This is a genomic window from Humidesulfovibrio sp. (assembly GCF_031082295.1).
Lineage (GTDB): Bacteria > Desulfobacterota > Desulfovibrionia > Desulfovibrionales > Desulfovibrionaceae > Humidesulfovibrio.
On record NZ_JAVHLD010000019.1, the window covers coordinates 19,378 to 33,053 of the forward strand.

A 13,676-nucleotide genomic window follows, 5' to 3' on the forward strand; every position below is an offset into this window, starting at 1 on the left:
GGAGGCGCCCCTTCTTTTGGGCCTATGCGGCTGCGGAGTCGTGGCCGGCGCAGGAGCTCTGCGTGACAGTCGCCACCGGCACGCTGCCCAGCGGGGCGCGGCGGTCCCAGACATAGCCGTTGCCGGGCTTGGCCTTGGCGATCTTCTTCACCTGGGCGGCGCGTTCGCCTATCTCCATAAGCGTGCACGGCCCGGCGATCTCCAGGATGCCGATGCTCAAGGACACCAGCGGGTAGGTGCGCTCCACGCCGTCGCGGCCCGTGGCCTGCACCTCGCCGCGCTTGCGGTCCTCCTGGCAGTAGCACCCGCGGATGAGCCGCTTGAAGCAGCGCGTGGCCGACTGGCAGATGCGCTCCACGTGCTCCGGCCTGCTCACCAGCACGAAGTCGTCCCCGCCGATGTGGAACAGCTTGGCCGTGGCGTCACCGTAGCGGCGCACGCTGTGGTCCAGCATCTCGGCCGAGAGCTTGATGACCCGGTCGCCGTTCTTGAAACCGTACGTGTCGTTGTAGACCTTGAAGTTATCCAGGTCGGCGTAGGCGATGGCGAAGCCCTTGCCCGCCGCCACAAGCGATTCCACCTCGCGCTCCAGCGTGACGTTGCCGGGCAGCCCGGTGAGCGGGTTGGTGCCCTTGGCCATCTCCACCTGCACGTGGGCCAGGGCGTTCAGCAAGCGCTGCACCGTCACGATGCCGAGCACCCTGTTCTGCCGGGTCACGATGATGTCGTCGTAAGCCTTGATCTTCTCGCGCAGCATGGCCGCCTTGGCCGTCTGCTCCACCGGGGTCGCCTCGTCCACGATGAGCGGGCTCTTGTCCATGATGGCGTCGATGGTTCGTTTCGAGTACAGCGCCGAGCCGAACTGCCCGGAGAGCTGGCGGTTCAGCTGGTACTCCATGACGAGGCCCAGGGGGCGGTCGCCATCGGCAACGACGATGCTGGCCTGCTGGCGCAGTGTCTCGAAGCATTGCTGGGCATCGGGCACGAGCATGCCGGAGGGACGCACCTGCGCGGCCTCCACCAGATTGCCGATGGGCATGAGGCAGGAGGTGGTCAGGCGTGTCTGGTCCTGAGTGGAGCGCAGGTAAGAGGTGTCCAGCAGCAGCGGGGGCTTGGGCGCGTCGGGCCGGGCGAGGTAGTAGCCCTGGCCGTAGTGCACGCCTATGTCAACCAGGCAGGCCGCCTGGGCCTGGGACTCGATGCCCTCCGCGATGATCTTCGAGCCGATCTTGTCGGCGAAGGTGACGAACGTCTCGATGAGGGCGCGCTTCACCGGGTCCTTGTCGATGCCCTGGATGAGGCTCATGTCGATCTTGATGAACTCCGGGCGGATCTGGGCGATGGAGGTGAGGCCGGAATAGCCGGCCCCGGCGTCGTCCACGGCCACCAGGTAGCCCTGGCTCCGGTAGTGGTCCAGGGTGCGGTGGAACAGCGCGAACTCCGTGATGCTGTGGCGTTCGGTGATCTCGAAGACGATGTTCTGCGGGGTCAGCCCGGCGGCCTGGAGCAGCTCAAGCGTCATGCCGTGGGTGAACTCCGGGTCGGCCATGGTCTTGGGGTGGATGTTCAGGAAGAGCTTCTGGCCCGGCCCGATGCTTCCGCAGGTGCTGATGGCCTTCTCACGGCACAGGCGCTCCAGCGCGAAGAGCTTGCCGGACTGCTCGGCGAAGTCGAACAGCATGGCCGGGGACTGGAAGGTGGTGCCCTCCGGTCCTCGCGTGAGGGCCTCCCATGCCAGGATGGTGCCGGTAGCGAAGTCGGCGATGGGCTGGAACACCGCCCGCACGGAGCGGTTGTGCAGGATCGCGTTGAACTCCGTTGACAGGGAGAGCTGGCTCAGGTCCAGGCGCATCTTGGCGCGCAGGCGGGCCTCGTTGACGGCCTGGAACAACTTGGACTCCCGGTCCTGGCCGTTTGAGGCGCTGTGCCTGGCGCAGCCGAAGCCAAGGTCCAGCTCGCGTCCGGCCCAGCGCAGCAGGTGCGTGTTGGCTTCGCGCTGGGCGATGAGCTTTATCTCGTAGGCAGCGTCGTGCTGCGCCGTTGCGCTGTCGCCTTGCCCGATGTCCTGGCTGGGCCAGCCCAGCAGGTACTCGCCGGGTTCCAGCGTCAGACAGAAGGGCGAAACGTGCAGACGTTCGGTTACGGCCCGCTTGAGCACGCTGGTCACCTGGGCCTCCACGTCCTGCGACAGCTCCTGGCCGTAGAGTTCGCGCAGAAGCGGGAAGTCGCGCACGTTGATGAGCAGGATGTCGAAGTCCTGGCCGGTGCGGACAAGTTCGCGCAGGCGGTTGGCGCGCAGCTCAGGATTGGGCGCGTTGCCGCCAAAGGCCTGCCTGCCGTTGCGGAGCTTGTGCATGATGGTGCTGAGCATCGTTTCCCTTTGGCGTTGAGTCCGTGTTGTGCGAGGGCGAAGCGCACCCGCGTCTGCTGGCGAACGTAGTGTGGCGGCGCGACGATTTGGTGACGAGCATGTGACGGAGTGGGAAGATTCGCGCTGAGATACGAAAAAACGCCCGGCGGAGATGATCCTGCCGGGCGTCGAGGTGTTCGCTTTGAGCGGGTAGTGGGTTAGCGGTAGTAGAGGTTGCGTCCGCCCATGGTCAGGAAGGCCTGGTGCAGGTTGGCGCGGATGTCGCGGCGGTCCCAGATGTCCTGGATGTGACCGCGCGACAGGGCCTTGTAGGCGCTGTGGTAGTCGGGCGGGATGTCCATGCCCGTGGTCTCGCGGATGACGCCGGGACCGGCGAAGCCGATGCGAGCGGAGCGCACGGCGTACTGGTAGGGCGAGCAGCCCAGGAAGCTGGCCACGGGTCCGGCGTAGGAATTGGTGTCGTACAGCACGATGTACAGGCCGCCTTCCTCGATGTAGCGGCGGACGGCCAGGGTCACGCGGGGCATCTGGATGAGGCCGTTGACGCCTTCCTGGATGCGGATGCCCGCCGTGCCGTGCACATAGGCCAGGAAGGGCTGGTGGCGCTTGCGGGCCAGGTCCAGGGCGCGGATGAACTTTTCGCCCTCGGCGCTGCCCACCGAGCCGCCACGGAAGTTGGCCACGAGCATGCCGCAGGTGAGGCGGATGCCCATGATGCTGGCGTTGAAGGTCACGCAGGAGGACTGCAGGTGGGTGGTCTCCTTGGCCTTCTGGATGCGCTCGTCGAACTTTGGGAAGCCCGTGGGGTTGCCCGCGGCGATGGACTGGTTGAATTCGCGCACGCTGCCGCGGTCGAACACGTTGGCCATGTACCACTTGTATTCCATGGGGAAGTGGTAGCCACAGTTGGGGCACACTCCGCCGAATTCGCCGAAGAGGTCTCGCGCCCAGATGTCCAGGCAGCCGCGTGTGGCGGCGTGCGGGCAAGACATCTCGCGGTCCTCCATGGACTTGGGGCTGATGTAGTTGGTCTCGTTTGAGCGCGCGTTGTTGGCGGGCGCGGAGAGGCTCGTCAGGGCGGAGTCGTCTCCGCCGCCCTGCAGCAGGCCGAGCTTTTCCAGGGCCTGGCAGGTCAGGCGGTCCATGCGGCTGGTGACCACGTGGATCTCGTCGGTGACGTCCGTTGCCACGCGGGCGAGCTTCTTCTGATAGCGCTTCAGGATCTCGTAACGCAGCGTCGTGTAGATGGAGTAAAAGAACTCCATGTGCTTGGCAGCCAGCTTTTCCATGATGCCGCGCTTGTCTATGTAGGCGTGGCGCGCCATCCTGCGGTATTTCTGGTAGCGCTTCCAGACGAGGGCCTCGCGCGCCTGGGCGTCCAGTTCCCAGCGGATGAGCACGTCCTCGACGTTCTCGGGCTTGCGGGCGCCGCGCCGGGCCAGCTTGCGCAGCAGGCTCACGCTCTGCACGGACAGCACGACCTCGTCCGTGGCGCGGATGACATCCGAGCGCAGGCGCTTGAAGAAGTCGAAGTGCTCGTTGCGGGCGCCCAGGGGCGGCTCGTCGATGATGGCGTCGATGTAGCCGTTTCTCAGGTTGTCCTGGGCGGTGATCATCTGGTGCTTGGCGCACTTCTCGATGAGCTCCGGCGTGGCGCGCATCTGGCCGAAGACCTTGCCCTCGATGGCTGCCGCGCCCTCGGGCGAGATGACCGAGTAGTAGCCATGAGAGAACATGAGGCGCCGGTCGGCCAGGGCGATTGCCTCGGCTCCGCCGCTGCCGCCCTCGGAGAACACGGCCACGATGGGCACGTCGAGCCCGGCCATTTCATAAATGTTTTCAGCGATCTGCTGTGCTGCCCCGGGGTAGTCCTCGATGGGGTAGGAGCCTGGCGTGGACACGTAGGCGTGGATGGGGATGTTCTCCCGGGCCGCGACCTTCATGTACTTGAGCGCCTTGGCGTTGCCCCAGGGCTTGATGGAGCCGCCGTTGCGGAACTCCTGGCCGTGGCCCTTTTCCTGGCCCACCACCATGACCGAGTGGTGGATGACGCGCTTGCCCACGCGGCGGGTGATGTACGCGCGCGCGATGAGCATGCCGGGGTCGATGCTGACCTCGTCGCGGCCGCCGATCTCGGTGTAGTTGTCGTAGACGTTCTCGAGGATGTCCTTCAGGCACACGCGCTGCGGGTGGCGAACCACGCGCACCTTGTCCATGGGCGTGAGCAGGTGGTCCAGGTCCTCTTCCAGCACCGTGAGGCGCTTGGAGATGTCGGCGATCTTGTCCAGGGCGGCGTCGATGTCCAGGCTGTCGAGCTTGGGCGCGAGGTTGCCGATGTCCTGGCTGATGGCCTCGAGACGTTCGCTGGTTCTGGGCGCCATGATGTCGCGGGCGTAGGCCACGCGTTGCGTGAGAGTGTCGAGATTTTTTTCGATATCCATGGATGTGGCGTCTCCGGAGTTAGAACTCCAGCAGGTCCTTGGTTTTCTCGCGCAGGAAGGCGATGTTGCTCTTGAGCTCCGTGCCCTGGGCGTCGGCCCCGGCAAGCTTGAAGGAATCAAGGAACGCCAGGCCGCGGGCCTTGGCTTCCTCGAGGTCCTTGCCCCAGATGATGGCCAGGGCCAGGTTGGGGTCATATTCCGTGGGGATCTGGTAGGGGCGGTCCTGCGGCACGTGGGTGTGCATCTTGAGCCAGGGCTCGTCCGGCCAGGATATTGTTTCGATGCGGCCGGTCCAGGGGGCGAAGCGGTTGAACGTGTCCTCGGCGATGATGCGGTACTCGATGCCCACGCCCTCGAAAGTCACGTCGGCCTGGGTGTAGCCCTGTTCCTCGCCAAGGCCGAGGCGGATCTGCTCGCGGATGAGGTTGACCTCTCCCTGGCCCTTGATGCGCGAAATGGCGGCGGAAACGCCGTTCTCCACCTGGATGCGCGTGTTGACTTCCATGAGGAAGGGCTCGCCCTTGGGCGTCACGATCCATTCCCAGGTGCCCACGTTGTCGTAGTTGATCTCCCGGGCGATGGACAGGGAGTGGCGAACGATGTCGTCCATGACCTTGCGGGCGTCGAAGTTGTAGGAAAAGCACTCGGGGCAGAAGCCGGGGGCGGTCTCGATGCGCTTCTGCCTGCCCGGGCTCTGCACCGAGCAGTTGCGCGTGCCGAAGTGGATGGGATCGAGCCCGCCGCGTGCGGAGACGATCTGCACTTCCAGGTGGTTGTAGTTGAAGATGCGCTGCTCGATGAGCACGCCGGGGTCGTTGAACTGGCGCTGGGAGTAGTTGCGGATGCGCCGGTAGGTCTGGCGGAAGCGGTTCATGCTGTGCACTTCGTCGATGCCCATGCCGCCGCCGCCTGCCGAGGCCTTGACCAGGACCATGGGCCGCGAGACGCCCTGCTTCTCCTGGAAGTTGAAGAGCTGCTGGGCGATGGTCTCGGCCTCCATCTCGTCGTAGATGGCGCGGTCGGAGCCGGGAACCGTGGGCACGCCGAGGCTTCTGGCCAGGCGCTTGGTGTTGATCTTGTCGCCCAGGTCGCGGATGACGCGCCAGGAGGGGCCGATGAAGATCATGGGCCGGGAGCGCTCCACCACGCGGCGGGCGAAGCGGTAGTTCTCGGAGAAGAAGCCGTAGCCGGGGTGGATGGCCGTGGCTCCGGTCGCGTCCGCCGCGGAGAGGATGTCTCCGGCGTCGAGATAGTTGTGGATGCGCACCAGCGCCTCGTCTCCGCCCAGGCTGCGCGCCAGGGAGACGTGGCCGGATTCGGCGTCTTCCTTGGTGTAGACGCAGACAAAGCCGACGCCGAGATCGACGCAGGCCAGCATGATGCGGACGGCGATTTCGCCCCGGTTGGCAATGAGTACCTTATGCTTGTCCCTGGTCACGTGCTTTCATGTCCTCGCTTAGGTGGCGGAAGTTGCATTGCGCCTTTAGCCGTTCTTGGATGATTAGGCAAGTCGGACCAGGGCGGTTCGATACGTAGGGCGGGGCGGTAAAAGAAACAAGCCCCCGGACGCCAGGCGGCATGCGGGGGCTTGCGGATATGAGAGGTGAGGGCTAGCCGTTGACCTTGAGCAGGGTGGGCATCCCCGTCGGGTTCTGGGCCGCGCCGAGAGCCCTCTGAATGTCCTCAACGGTAATGGCGGATGAAGTCGCGCCTTGGCTGGAGACAGTCGTGAAAGCTTGATTGCCTGCGGCGTTTCCCTGCTGAGCGCTGTTCATCATCGCATTGAAGTTGGAGTTGATCGCCTCTGTGTTGATGGTCGCACGGCCGGGCTGATTCCCACCGATAAGGTTCCCGATGTTCATGTCGGAGACGTTCACCAGCGAGCCGGTCATCTGCTCCAGCGCCCTGGGCGCCGCCATGATTTCGGCTGTGGTGGGGGGGGCGTCTTGCGCGCCGAAAATCGTCCCCGCTTTCTGAGTCTCCGCTGCCGCCTGTGGGCTTGCATTGTCAGGCAGCTTGATCTCGTCTCGTGCCATTTGCTGCAAGCCAGGATCGGTGTTGGTGGACGTTTGATCGCCTGACGTGGTCTTGGCTGGCAGGCTCGGGGGGGTGAACGCGGTGTTCAGATCCCGCGAGGCGTTCATCGGCATCATGTTGTGACTGATGTTAAGTGACATGCGTCATCTCCTCCGTAAGCCGTTCACTTGGGGGGCGAAGGGGCGCACTCCCTTTGCTGCCAGGGAGCTCAAACCTTGACGTTTGCCAGTGCCCCGATGGCGTCCGCATGGCCGCCAAGGACGGATTTCTGGAAGTCGTAGCTCTGGGCCATGCCGTTGTCGTGGCCCTGGCCCGAATTCATGTAGTCCAGCGTCTTGGAGACCACGGCGGCTCCGAAGGTCTGCTTGTCCATGGGCGCGTTGTCGATGGATGAGGAGCCTTGGCCGTTCATGTAGTCCAGGGTTTTGGTCACCACGGCGGCCCCGAAGGTCTGCGTGTCCATGGGCGCGGTGGCGATGTTTTGCTTCGCCTGCGCGGCCTGTTCGAGCGAGTATGAGTCGGCCCCGGAGTACTGGCTCTGGTCAAAGGCGGAAAATCCGCCGACGGGATCGATGGCCATTTTCGTACCTCCTTGCCTGAAGATTGGATTATGCCTTCTTCGTTTCTTATCGGCATATCATTAAGAAACTTTAGGGTGGCACGAAAATATGTGCACGCTGTGTTTGACAAGCGTCGTTCCTTCGATAATACACGCCCCAGGCGGATGCGTACCGCCAATATATTTGCGTTCAATCGCACAGGAGCATCAGATGACCGACCAGGCGCAGACCAACGGGGATCAGGAGCAGAGCTTCGCGGAACTTTTCGAGGCCAGCTACGCCGGACAGGGCGAGCCCTTGAACCTTGGAGATAAGATTTCCGCCCGCATCATCAGCATCGGCGCGGACAGCGTGTACTTCGACACCGGCACCAAGATCGACGGTGTGGCCGAGAAGAAGGAACTCCTTGATGCCGAGGGCAACTTCCCCTTCAAGGAAGGCGAGAGTGTCGACCTGTACGTGGTCTCCAAGACCCGCAGCGAGATCGTGCTTTCCCGCGCGCTTGCCGGAGCCGGCGGCCTGGAGATGCTCCAGAACGCCAAGGATGCCGACCTGCCCGTTGACGGACGCGTGAAGGAGACCTGCAAGGGCGGCTTCTCGGTGGAGATCATGAACCGCCGGGCCTTCTGCCCCGTGAGCCAGATCGACGCGCGCTACGTGGAGAACCCCGAGGAGTACGTCGGCAAGACCTTCCCCTTCCTCATCACCAAGCTTGAGGAGCGCGGCCGCAACATCGTGGTGTCCCGCCGCGTGCTCATCGAGCGCGAGCGCCAGGCCGCCACCGAGGAATTCCTGGCCGCCATGAAGCCCGGCGAGGAGATCGACGGCACCGTCGTGCGCCTGGCCGATTTCGGCGCCTTCGTCGAGATCGCCCCGGGCCTGGAAGGCATGGTCCACGTGAGCGAGCTCGGCTTCGCCCGCATCGCCAAGCCGGACGAGGCCGTGAGCATGGGCGACAAGATCCGCGTCAAGGTTCTTGGCGTGGAGCCCGGCAAGAAGCCCGGCCAGCTGAAGATCTCCCTGTCGCGCAAGCAGACCATGAGCGACCCCTGGGAAGGCGTGCAGGACAAGCTCAAGGAAGGCGAGAAGCTCACCGGAAAGGTGGTGCGCCTGGCCGACTTCGGCGCTTTTGTGGAGATTCTGCCCGGCGTCGACGGCCTCATCCACGTGAGCGAGATGAGCTACACCAAGCGCGTCAACAAGCCGAGCGAGATGGTCCAGGTGGGCGACGAGGTCTCCGTGGTCCTGAAGGAGATCGACCCCTCCAAGCGCCGCATCTCCCTGTCCATGAAGGACGCCGAGGGCGACCCCTGGCTGGAGGCCGCCGCCAAGTACGCGCCCGGCACCCAGGTCACCGGCACGGTGGAAAAGCGCGAGACCTTCGGCATCTTCGTGACGCTGGAACCCGGCATCACCGCGCTGCTGCCCAAGTCGCGCATGGCCGTGGCCGTCGACCCCAAGCAGTTCGACGCCCTCAAGAAGGGCGACTCCGTGACCCTGGTGGTCGAGGACTTGCGCGCTGGCGAACGCCGCATCGCCCTGTCTCCCCTTGAGGTTCGCGAGAACGCTGGCCAGGAAGGCGGCGGCGGTCGCGAGAACAGCGACTGGAAGGCCTACGCCAAGCCCGCCAAGGCCGCCAAGGGCGAGGACAAGTCCGCCTCCTCTTTCGGGGGCGGGGGCATGGGCAGCCTGGGCGACATGCTGGCCCAGGCCATGAAGGGCAAGAAGTAAAAAAGCTTCAACGATTCAAGTCTGAAACGAAACGGGGCGGCCATTCCGCCCCGACTCATTTGAGAGGTTTTCCATGGCTGAGCCGACCAACAAGATCATCTATTCCATGATGAGCGTGAGCAAGTACTATGACAAGCGCCAGGTGCTGAAAGACATCTCGCTCTCCTACTTCTACGGCGCCAAGATCGGCGTGCTGGGCCTGAACGGGTCCGGCAAGAGTTCGCTCCTGAAGATCCTGGCCGGGGTGGACACGGACTTTCAGGGCAAGATCGCCCTGTCGCCCGGTTACACCATCGGCTTTTTGGAGCAGGAGCCAAAGCTCGACGAGACCAAGACCTGCCGCGAAATAGTGGCCGAGGCCGCCCAGGAGACCGTGGACCTGCTGGCCGAGTTCGAGCGCATCAACGAGAAGTTCGCCGAGCCCATGGACGACGACGCAATGCAGAAGCTCATCGACCGCCAGGCCGCCGTGCAGGAAAAGCTCGACGCACTGGACGCCTGGGACCTCGACAGCCGCCTGGAGATGGCCATGGACGCGCTGCGCTGCCCCCCGGGAGACACCCCTGTGAGCGTCATCTCCGGTGGTGAGAAGCGCCGCGTGGCCCTGTGCCGCCTGCTGCTGCAGAAACCGGACATCCTGCTGCTGGACGAGCCCACCAACCACCTGGACGCGGAGTCCGTGGCCTGGCTGGAGCACCACCTGCAGCAGTACGCGGGCACCGTCATCGCCGTGACCCACGACCGCTACTTCCTGGATAACGTTGCCGGTTGGATTCTGGAACTGGACCGCGGCCGGGGCATTCCCTGGCAGGGCAACTACTCCTCCTGGCTTGAGCAGAAGCAGAACCGCCTGGCCAACGAGGAAAAGTCCGAGACCGAACGCCAGAAGACCCTGGCCCGCGAGCTGGAGTGGATCCGCATGAGCCCGCGCGGCCGCCACGCCAAGGGCAAGGCCCGCATCAGCGCGTACGAGAACCTGCTTTCGCAGGAGAACGAGAAGCTGGCCCCGGAGCTTGAGATCTTCGTGCCCGCTGGCCCGCGCCTGGGCAACGTGGTCATCGAGGCGCAGGGGCTCAAGAAGGCCTTCGGCGACAACATGCTCGTGGACGGCATCAACTTCATCCTGCCCCCGGGCGCCATCGTCGGGATCATCGGCCCCAACGGCGCGGGCAAGACCACGCTCTTCCGCATGATTACCGGCAAGGAGAAACCCGACGCGGGCACGCTGAAGATCGGCGAGACCGTGAAGCTGGCCTATGTGGACCAGGACCGCTCGCTCGACCCGGACAAGACCGTGTTCGACGTCATCTCCGGCGGCAACGACATGATCAAGCTGGGCAACCGCGAGGTCCACGCGCGCGGCTACATCGGCAAGTTCAACATCACCGGCAGCGACCAGCAGAAGAAGGTCGGCGTGCTCTCCGGCGGCGAGCGCAACCGCGTGCACCTGGCGGCCATGCTCAAGGAAGGCGCCAACGTGCTGCTGCTTGACGAACCCACCAACGACCTAGACGTGAACACCATGCGCGCGCTTGAAGACGCCCTGGTGAACTTCGCGGGCTGCGTGCTGGTCATCAGCCACGACCGCTGGTTCCTGGACCGCATCGCCACGCACATCCTGGCCTTTGAGGGCGACTCCCAGGTAACCCTGTTCGACGGCAACTGGAGCGAGTACGAGGCCGACCGCAAGGCCCGCCTGGGCACCGCCGCCGACCAGCCGCACCGCATCAAGTACCGCCACCTGACCCGCTAGGCGCGCACCGGCGGCGACCGCCGCCCATTCGCACAACGAGAGGCCCATCCTGGTTCACAGGGTGGGCCTTTGTTCTTGAGCACAAGGCGAGAGTGGGGTAGCTTTCCCAAACTGAAATTTTAGTGCATTTGTGTGGTTGCTTGACGGCGCCTGCTGTTTCATCAACGTCGCGGGATCACAAGTCCTGCCAGGGGGGGGAGCATGCTCAAACCATCCATTCTTGTCGGCATCCTGTTGTTTGCGCTTTGCCTGCCCGTCGCGGGCCTGGCCCAATCCGGCAGCTCTCCCGCCAAGCAGGCGGATGCCCTGCCCACCGACAAAGGCGACCTCGTCATCACGTTTCTGGGCCACGGCACCCTCATGTTCCAGTGGGACGGCAAGGTGGTCCACGTAGACCCCTGGACCAGCCAGGGAGAGTACTCGGCCTTGCCCAAGGCCGACCTCATCCTCGTGACCCACGAGCACCGAGACCATCTGGACGCCGCCGCCATCAAGGCCGTGAGCAAGCCCGGCACGATCATCGGCTCGTCCAACAAGGCCTCTGCCACGCTGGCCGACGCGGTGGTGCTCAAGAACGGCGACACCAAGGAGCTTGCGGGCATTCTTGTGGACGCCGTGCCGGCCTACAACATCGAACACATGCGTTCGCCCGGCAACCCGTTTCACCCCAAAGGGCAGGGCAACGGCTACGTGTTGCACTTCGGGAAAACACGCGTCTACGTTGCGGGCGACACAGAGGTCGTCCCGGAGATGGCGGCCCTCAAGGGCGTTGATGTGGCCTTCCTGCCCGTGAACCTGCCCTACACAATGACGCCCTTCATGCTCGTCGACGCGGCCAGGATGATCCAGCCCAAGATTCTGTATCCCTACCACACGGGTGACACGGACATGGACAAGCTCGCGGCCCTGCTGAAAGCCCTGCCCGGCGTGGAGACGCGCATTCGGCCCATGAAGTAGCCCCAGGCAGCGTGAAAACATCGGAGCGTTGATGACGGATCCCACAGCCTTGAACACCCTTGGCGTCTGGAGCGCGCTGCCACCCATGGCCCGGCGGGCCTTGGCTCGCGGCTCCGTTGGCCGCGACCACCTTGTGGGTCTGTCGGCGCAGCTTCTGCCGCTCGTCGCGCCTGCCGATCCCTCCGCCCGCGCCCTCCTGGGGCGGCTCATCCAGGATTTGCTTGCCTCTGCCTGGGCCGCCAACCCCCTGGATGGCGACCTCGCGAGGCTGAACTCCGGCCAGCTTTGGACGGGCTGCCCCAGCCTGCCGGAGAACGTCGTCGATACGCTCAAGGCCGTGTCCAACTTCTGGCGGCCGCCCGGAGCCTCCGATCCCTGGTGGACCTTGCCGGGGGACGCCCAGGGGGTGGTGGAGCGCCGGAGCATGCTGCTGGCCCGCCTGAAAGCCGAGCCCAAGAACCTGTACTGGAAGGCCGAGGCCTGGTCTTTTGCGTGGCCGCGCGCCGACTGGGACCTGGCGGATGCGCTTCTGCGGCCAGAGGCCTGGCCCAGGACGCTGACACCGTTGCGGCTGCAAGCCACGGCTCAGGCTCTGCTGGCCCGTGGCGAGGCCGGAGACGCGCTGGCGATGCTCTACGGCCTTGGCGCGTTCTTTCCGGACGGCTGCCCCGGCCTGCGTGCCGAGTGCCTGCTGCGTCTGGGCCGGGAGTCCGAGGCTGTAGAACTGCTGGCCGCATCTGTGGCGAAGGCCCCCTGGCGCACCAGCCAGCTCTTGCGCCTGTCCGATCTGGTCAGCGGCGCGGCAACGGCGCGCGCGGTCGTTCGCGGCAGTGTCGGCGTGCTGCTGTACACCTGGAACAAGGCCAAAGAGCTGGACGAGACCCTGGCCTCGCTGGCGGCCTCGGATGTTTTCGGCGCAGGGCAGGGCGCGCATCTATGGGTGTTGGACAATGGCAGCGCCGACGCCACTCCCCAGGTCCTTGAAGCCTGGAAGGGGCGGCTTGGCGAGGGGCTGAGCGTTGTGCGCCTGCCTGTGAACGTTGGCGCACCGGCGGCGCGCAACTGGCTGCTGTCCATGCCCGACGTGCGCAACCGGGAGTATCTGGTCTTCCTCGACGACGACGTCACTTTGCCCGCCGACTGGCTGGGGCGGCTGGGAGCCGCGGCCGAGCGCTTTCCCGAGGCCTCCGTCTGGGGGTGCCGGGTGGTGGACGAGGCCAACGCGCTTGTCGTCCAGAGCGTGGACTACACGCCCCAGGCCGCCAGGGCGGACAGCGACGGCGGACAGCCCATGTCCCTGCCCACGTTGCACCAGGGCCAGCCGGACCTGGGCCAGTTCGCCTACCTGCGGCCCTGCGTCAGCGTCACCGGCTGTTGCCACCTGCTGCGCACGGCTGACATCGACCGCACCGGCGGTTTCGACATCCGCTTCTCGCCATCGCAATACGACGATCTTGAGCGTGACCTGCGCGTCTTTCTGGGCGGTGGGCATGCCGTGTACCAGGGGCATCTGGTCATCGGGCACAAGCGCAGCAGCGGCCAAGTGGCCGAGCGCAGCCCGGCGGAGCTTGGCAATGCCACGGCCAACACGCACAAGCTTCTGACAAAGCACCCCGCGTCCGAACTCGCGCGCCTGTGCGAGGAAGGCGAGGCATTGCTTGAGCGGGACATGGAGCGCCGCCTCGGCGAGCTTCAGGATACCTTGAACGGAAACTGACCTGCGCCTCTCCTGGACGCTCCCGGCCCTCGGCAGCGGAGCGCCATGAATCAATCTGGAAGAGCATCGCAGCTGAAAGGCGAGCGGCATGCCGGCGTGCGGGACGTTT

At 65.0% G+C, this 13,676-nt stretch carries 9 protein-coding genes; 4 read left to right on the forward strand and 5 right to left on the reverse strand.

The genetic code is table 11. The annotated features are described in order from the left end of the window. Positions 1 to 22 precede the first annotated feature (22 nt). The 5 genes from RDU24_RS10680 to RDU24_RS10700 all read right to left on the reverse strand — a co-directional run bounded on the left by RDU24_RS10680 (position 23) and on the right by RDU24_RS10700 (position 7,429). The gene (locus RDU24_RS10680) at positions 23 to 2,371 is read right to left on the reverse strand and encodes a GGDEF domain-containing protein (RefSeq protein WP_308735742.1); all 2,349 of its coding nucleotides are present in this window, start codon (positions 2,369 to 2,371) and stop codon (positions 23 to 25) included. A gap of 197 nt (positions 2,372 to 2,568) precedes the next feature. Beyond that, a complete protein-coding gene (locus RDU24_RS10685; protein WP_308735743.1) occupies positions 2,569 to 4,812 on the reverse strand; it encodes an acetyl-CoA carboxylase carboxyl transferase subunit alpha/beta in 2,244 nt (747 codons plus the stop codon). A 19-nt stretch (positions 4,813 to 4,831) separates the two neighbouring features. Beyond that, the gene (locus tag RDU24_RS10690; protein ID WP_308735744.1) at positions 4,832 to 6,250 is read right to left on the reverse strand and encodes a biotin carboxylase N-terminal domain-containing protein; all 1,419 of its coding nucleotides are present in this window, start codon (positions 6,248 to 6,250) and stop codon (positions 4,832 to 4,834) included. 172 nt (positions 6,251 to 6,422) lie between these two features. After that, positions 6,423 to 6,989, reverse strand: coding sequence for a hypothetical protein (locus RDU24_RS10695; protein WP_308735745.1), 567 nt, complete (start codon positions 6,987 to 6,989; stop codon positions 6,423 to 6,425). Positions 6,990 to 7,057: 68 nt separating this feature from the next. Continuing rightward, positions 7,058 to 7,429, reverse strand: a complete 372-nt coding sequence (locus RDU24_RS10700; protein ID WP_308735746.1) for a hypothetical protein — start codon at positions 7,427 to 7,429, stop codon at positions 7,058 to 7,060. Positions 7,430 to 7,619: 190 nt separating this feature from the next. Here RDU24_RS10700 and RDU24_RS10705 point away from each other — a divergent pair, with 190 nt between their 5' ends. The 4 genes from RDU24_RS10705 to RDU24_RS10720 all read left to right on the forward strand — a co-directional run bounded on the left by RDU24_RS10705 (position 7,620) and on the right by RDU24_RS10720 (position 13,567). Then, positions 7,620 to 9,140: a 30S ribosomal protein S1 gene (locus RDU24_RS10705; protein ID WP_308735747.1), complete on the forward strand. Its 1,521-nt coding sequence runs from the start codon at positions 7,620 to 7,622 to the stop codon at positions 9,138 to 9,140. A gap of 73 nt (positions 9,141 to 9,213) precedes the next feature. Beyond that, positions 9,214 to 10,893, forward strand: coding sequence for an energy-dependent translational throttle protein EttA (gene ettA, locus RDU24_RS10710; RefSeq protein ID WP_308735748.1), 1,680 nt, complete (start codon positions 9,214 to 9,216; stop codon positions 10,891 to 10,893). A gap of 201 nt (positions 10,894 to 11,094) precedes the next feature. Continuing rightward, on the forward strand, positions 11,095 to 11,850 hold the full coding sequence (locus tag RDU24_RS10715; RefSeq protein ID WP_308735749.1) for an MBL fold metallo-hydrolase: 756 nt from the start codon (positions 11,095 to 11,097) through the stop codon (positions 11,848 to 11,850). A 31-nt stretch (positions 11,851 to 11,881) separates the two neighbouring features. Next, positions 11,882 to 13,567: a glycosyltransferase family 2 protein gene (locus RDU24_RS10720; protein WP_308735750.1), complete on the forward strand. Its 1,686-nt coding sequence runs from the start codon at positions 11,882 to 11,884 to the stop codon at positions 13,565 to 13,567. Positions 13,568 to 13,676: the final 109 nt, after the last annotated feature.

Excerpts from the sequence above, each read along its gene's own strand:
- RDU24_RS10680 (WP_308735742.1), bottom strand. The coding sequence starts at position 2,371 with ATGCTCAGCACCATCATGCACAAGCTCCGCAACGGCAGGCAGGCCTTT.
- RDU24_RS10685 (WP_308735743.1), bottom strand. The coding sequence starts at position 4,812 with ATGGATATCGAAAAAAATCTCGACACTCTCACGCAACGCGTGGCCTAC.
- RDU24_RS10695 (WP_308735745.1), bottom strand. The coding sequence starts at position 6,989 with ATGTCACTTAACATCAGTCACAACATGATGCCGATGAACGCCTCGCGG.
- RDU24_RS10700 (WP_308735746.1), bottom strand. The coding sequence starts at position 7,429 with ATGGCCATCGATCCCGTCGGCGGATTTTCCGCCTTTGACCAGAGCCAG.
- RDU24_RS10705 (WP_308735747.1), top strand. The coding sequence starts at position 7,620 with ATGACCGACCAGGCGCAGACCAACGGGGATCAGGAGCAGAGCTTCGCG.
- ettA (WP_308735748.1), top strand. The coding sequence starts at position 9,214 with ATGGCTGAGCCGACCAACAAGATCATCTATTCCATGATGAGCGTGAGC.
- RDU24_RS10715 (WP_308735749.1), top strand. The coding sequence starts at position 11,095 with ATGCTCAAACCATCCATTCTTGTCGGCATCCTGTTGTTTGCGCTTTGC.
- RDU24_RS10720 (WP_308735750.1), top strand. The coding sequence starts at position 11,882 with ATGACGGATCCCACAGCCTTGAACACCCTTGGCGTCTGGAGCGCGCTG.